The organism is Geminocystis sp. CENA526 (assembly GCF_050753365.1).
In the GTDB taxonomy this organism is placed as follows: Bacteria; Cyanobacteriota; Cyanobacteriia; order Cyanobacteriales; family Cyanobacteriaceae; genus Geminocystis.
Genome location: NZ_JBLZFY010000204.1, coordinates 1 through 3,052 on the forward strand (window position 1 = coordinate 1; position 3,052 = coordinate 3,052).

Annotated in this window: 2 protein-coding genes; both read left to right on the plus strand. The window is 33.6% G+C overall.

Annotation, left to right across the window (positions count from 1 at the left end; genetic code table 11):
- The first annotated feature begins 163 nt into the window (after positions 1 to 163).
- Positions 164 to 1,432 carry an ABC transporter ATP-binding protein gene (locus ACN4EE_RS22590; protein WP_431708770.1) on the plus strand — a complete coding sequence of 423 codons (1,269 nt, stop codon included), beginning with the start codon at positions 164 to 166 and terminating at the stop codon, positions 1,430 to 1,432.
- Between the two features lie 55 nt (positions 1,433 to 1,487).
- Positions 1,488 to 3,014 (plus strand): hypothetical protein, encoded by a 1,527-nt coding sequence (locus ACN4EE_RS22595; protein ID WP_431708771.1) that lies wholly within the window; start codon positions 1,488 to 1,490, stop codon positions 3,012 to 3,014.
- Positions 3,015 to 3,052: the final 38 nt, after the last annotated feature.

The following is a 3,052-nucleotide window of genomic DNA, read 5'->3' on the forward strand; positions in this document are numbered from 1 at the left end:
CCTCTTCCCCCTCCTCCCCCTCTCTACCCTCTTATCTTCATCATTTTATAGTTCACTCAGGTTGTGTAAGATGATCATAAGCCCATCTTTATCTTTTAGTTCATTCTTTTAAAGTCATGGTATAATCCTTGTCTATTGTTGTTTAAATAGAGTAGATTCCCCCTTGGCACAGGTTATTATTGACAATCTCTACAAAACCTATACCCCTTCTAGTAAAAAGTTTTCACCCTCTTTTGCTTTGGGAGTTACTGGAGTGACAAATTCTCCCGACACAGTAGAAAATTCCCCTACTTCTACCCATGTTTTGAAGGGAATTAATCTCACGATTGAAGATGGCGAATTTATGGTGTTGGTGGGTGCTTCTGGATGCGGTAAAAGTACTTTATTGCGCTTAATTGCAGGGTTAGAAGACATTAGCGCTGGTAACATTACTATAGGCGATCGAACCGTGAATAATTTACCGCCTAAAGCGAGGGATATAGCGATGGTATTCCAAAATTACGCCCTTTATCCTCATTTGACGGTATATGATAACATTGCCTTCGGTTTAAGACGCATGAATCAGGGCATACCCTCTACTCCTGTGGATAAAATCTTAACTACCCTTACCGCAAAATTACCAAAAAAATGGCGTTATTTGTCGAAAAGTGAGAAAGAAATTAGTAAAAAAGTTCACTTAGTAGCCCAAATGTTGCAAATTGAACACCTACTGCAACGTCTGCCGAAACAGCTATCAGGAGGGCAAAAACAACGGGTTGCTTTAGGAAGGGCGATCTCTCGTAATCCCCTTGTATTTTTAATGGACGAGCCATTATCTAACCTAGACGCAAAATTAAGAACAGAAACACGAGGACAAATTGTTAAACTACAGAAACAATTAGGGGTGACTACTATTTATGTAACCCATGATCAAACAGAAGCCATGACCATGGGCGATCGTATTGCGATCATGAATCAAGGTGAAATTCAGCAAGTATCCACACCTTTAGAGATATATCATCAACCGATTAATAAATTTGTGGCGCAATTTATTGGCAGTCCGCCGATGAACTTTCTTGAGGTAAACTATGAAAAACCTGATTTAATTACTCATTCTCACTTTAAATTATCGTTATCTTCTAAATGGCAACAATTATTAAAAAACTATAATTATGAAAAAATTTGGTTAGGTATTAGACCAGAATATTTTACTATATCTTCAGAATTAGATAATAGTATTTCCGTGATAGTTAACCTTGTGGAAGCCTTGGGAAATGAGTCTATTTTAAATGTTCATTTACAAGGGGATACTCAGTATAATTTATTGGTAAAAATATTTACTGATCAAATAATAAAAATTGGAGATAAATTAAATCTACAAATTAACCTAGAAAAAGTTAACTTTTTTGACTATTATAACCAGAAGAACATACATTATATAGAAAATGATTAGATACTAGAGGTAATTAATCTGACTATATTCAAGAGAAATTAAGCAAAAAAATACTATGATTACAACAAATTTTTTCCGAGAAACCATAGATAAAGTATGCTTTACAGTTATTACGGTTCTTACTTTTATCATAGTTATTTTGGTGGGGGGAAGTTTATTTTGTCAAGATAATGAGTGCCTATTTAAAAATTTACCCCATGTAGAATATTTTAGTTGGCGAGATCAAAAAATTAGCAGTAAAGATCGAGGTTTTTCTATTATATTCGATCGACCCATGTCTCAAGAAAGTGTAGAAGAAAATTTAAGAATAGAACCTTCTTTAGATGGTAGAATAAGTTGGTCGGGAAAGAGGATGGTTTTTACCTTAAATAATGTCATTCCTTACGGTAGAAATTATCGTTTATCTCTGAAAAATGCGCAAGAAAAATTTAGGGGAAATTTAGGAGCAGATATTGATCCTTTTGTAGCAGAATTTCCTAGTAGAGATCGTGCTTTTGCCTATATTGGTAGTCAAGGAGAAGAAAGTGGAAGACTTATTTTAAATAATTCTACCAAACAAAATAAGACTATTTTAACTCCCGAATATTTAACAGTAATAGACTTTAAATTTACTCCAGATTCAGAAAGAATTGTTTTTTCTGCTATTGATGAAAATAAAAAAAATGGTGAGTTTCCTCTATTAGATATTTATGAAGTTTCTACGGGTTTATCTCAAGATTTAACCACAAGAGTTCCCTCTCAATTAAGATTAGTTTTAGAAGCCAATGAATATCAAAATAATAAGTTTGATTTAGCAGGAGAAAATGGTGAAATTATTATTGTGCAACGAATTAATTATAACAATCCAGAAGACTTTGATTTATGGAGAATTGAAGCGGGTAAAATACCTCAAAGACTAAATACAAAAGGAGGAGATTTTATTATTACTCCTGATAGAAAAGCCATTGCTATTGCGCAAGGGGAAGGCATTGCAATTTTACCTTTAGATAACCAAGGTAATAATCCTCAATCTGTCAATTTTTTACCAAAATTTGGACAAGTAGTCACTTTTTCTGCTGATGGAAATAGTGCGGCAATGATAGATTTTAATAAAGATAATGAGGATTTACGCTATACTAAATCATTATTTTATGTTAATAATCAAGGATTAGAAAAAGAGTTAATTAATATTGAAGGTTCGATCGTTGATTGTAAATTTAATGGCAATGGAAAACAATTATTTTGTTTGTTAACTGAATTAATAGAAATGGAAACAGAATTTCAAGAAAAACCCTATTTCGTTGCGATCGATATTCAATCACAGGAGATAATTCCTTTATTAGCACTACCCAAATTTCAGGATATGAAAATAAGTCTTGCTCCCGATGGATTTGGTATATTATTTGATCAATTAATCACAGAAAATGATGTACCTCAAAACAGTTTAAAAACTGCTTTACCCGATGATGAATTATTCACCGATTCAGCAGAATTAATTTTGAGTAGCCGACTATGGTTATTAACCTTACCTTCGGCAGAAATGGTACAACCGCAATTAGAAGAATTACCCATAGCTGGATTTAAACCCCAATGGAGCCCTTAAATTAATGAGAGGGGGAAGAGGGGGAAGAGGGGGAAGAG

Coding starts and splice junctions, on each gene's coding strand:
- ACN4EE_RS22595 (WP_431708771.1), top strand. CDS start 1,488: ATGATTACAACAAATTTTTTCCGAGAAACCATAGATAAAGTATGCTTT.